The following is a 1,737-nucleotide window of genomic DNA, read 5'->3' on the forward strand; positions in this document are numbered from 1 at the left end:
GTCGTTGACGTCGCCGTACTGCGGCACCACCACGAAGCCGTTGCCGACGTAGAAGTTGGCGTAGCTTGGCGGTAGGCGCGTGCCTTCCTATTCCATGCGGCGCAGGGCAGCGGGAGCTCGACCAAGCGGTACGGTCGGCCGCCGGGCGTGCGCGGTTGGCGTGACAGCTCGAGGTTCTCGGCCGTGGCGGCGTGGTTGGGGTCGTCCGGGCGTGCCTTCACGGTGCAGACGATGGTGTCGTCGTCGACGAAGCGAGCGATGGTGTCGACGTGACCGTCGGTGTGGTCGCCCTCGAGGCCGCCGGCCGGCCACGCCAGCCGCTTCACCCCGAGGTAGTCGCGCGGCAGCGGCTCGAGTTAGGCCGCGTCCAACCGTGGGTTGCGGTTGGGTTCCAGCAGGCAGGAGCGGGTGGTCAGGCAGACCCCGTGGGAGTTGAGCTCCAGCGAGCCGCCTTCCATCACGACGGGGGCGACGAAGCGCCGCATGCCGAGGCGGGCCGCCAGCGTGACGGGCGGTCGTCGTCGGTCCACGGGGCGTACTTGCGGCCCCGAGCGTTGAAGCCCCAGTCGGTCAAGGTGACCTCGGCACCCTTGCCGTGCGCCCGGGGTCGGGTGACGAAGAACGGCCTCTACCTCCTCGTCCTTGACGTTCAACACCACCGGTTCGAAGCGCGCGACGGTCGCCACGAGGGCAGCGAACTCACGCCTCACCCCGGCGAAGTGTCCGACCCAGAGCTCGTCGTCGAACGGCCAGGTGATCCAGGTAGCGGCGTGCGGCGCCCGCTGCGCGTGCTCGCCGGTGCGTACTAGCTCACCACCAGGCAGGCGCCCACGGTTCTAGGGTAGTCGGATGGACCTCACGAACGCCAAGCCGCTGCGTGACTGGTGGCGGCTCGCACCGCTCGTGCTGGCCAACCTGCTGCCGTTGGCGGCGGTCTTCTGGTACGGCTGGAGCTTGGGCGACCTGATACTCCTCTACTGGCTGGAGAGCGGCGTGATCGGGTTCTTCACCGTGGCGCGGATGCTGGTGGCCCGCAGCGAGGGGCTGCCCCAGGCGGTGGCGCGCCTAGGGAAACGCTTCGGCGTGCCTTTCTTCGTCATGCACTACGGCATCTTCTGGCTGGTCCACGGCATGTTCGTCTACGCGTTCTTCGGCGGTTTCGACGATGCGATGATGTCACGGCCGGGCAGCTTCTTCTTCGGTGCGTTCATCAGCACCTTCACGCGTGCCGACGTCTTCGCCTGGCCGCTGCTCGGCCTGCTGGTCTCGCACGCGCTCAGCTTCGTGACCGAGTACCTCTTGACCGGCGCGTACCGCAGCGCCACCATCAATCAGCTGATGGCGCAACCTTACGGTCGGGTGGTGGTCTTGCACCTCACCATCCTGGGCGGCGGTTTCCTCGCCATGGCGTTGGGGCCGTCGACCACCGTCCTGCTGGTGTTCGTTGCGGTCAAGGTCGGCGTCGACCTGTGGACGCAGCGCCGGGAGGGCGAGGTCGTCATCCTCACGCCCGCGGCGCCGGAGTCGGTCGGTGGTGGCGGGTCAGGGAGCTGACGCTGGGAAGTGCTAGCGTACTCTGTTCAGTCGCGGTCGCCACCGCGTGGTGCGCCGCGGCACGGACGGTACTAGCGTCGCACGCCGTGGAGGTGCACCCTACCTACTTCGGCTGCTGGAGGAGCATCAGTGACCAGACCCACCCTCGACCCAGGTTTCAGCCTCACCGACGCCGACGAGCTC

Annotated in this window: 2 protein-coding genes and 2 pseudogenes; 1 reads left to right on the forward strand and 3 read right to left on the reverse strand. The window is 68.2% G+C overall.

Going from position 1 to position 1,737, the window contains the following annotated elements:
* The 3 genes and pseudogenes from H3C53_13400 to H3C53_13410 form a co-directional block, all read right to left on the reverse strand.
* Positions 1–78 (reverse strand): annotated as a pseudogene (locus H3C53_13400) (agmatine deiminase family protein).
* 278 nt (positions 79–356) lie between these two features.
* On the reverse strand, positions 357–530 hold the full coding sequence (locus H3C53_13405) for an agmatine deiminase family protein (GenBank protein ID MBW7917663.1): 174 nt from the start codon (positions 528–530) through the stop codon (positions 357–359).
* A 90-nt stretch (positions 531–620) separates the two neighbouring features.
* A pseudogene (locus H3C53_13410) lies at positions 621–824 on the reverse strand (agmatine deiminase family protein).
* Positions 825–849: 25 nt separating this feature from the next.
* Between H3C53_13410 and H3C53_13415 the strand changes: the two are divergent.
* Entirely contained in the window at positions 850–1,554 is a 705-nt protein-coding gene (locus H3C53_13415; protein MBW7917664.1) for a hypothetical protein, read from the forward strand.
* Positions 1,555–1,737: the final 183 nt, after the last annotated feature.

The sequence above is a fragment of the Trueperaceae bacterium genome (assembly GCA_019454765.1).
Taxonomy (GTDB): Bacteria; Deinococcota; Deinococci; order Deinococcales; family Trueperaceae; genus JAAYYF01.

Coding starts and splice junctions, on each gene's coding strand:
- H3C53_13415 (MBW7917664.1), top strand. CDS start 850: ATGGACCTCACGAACGCCAAGCCGCTGCGTGACTGGTGGCGGCTCGCA.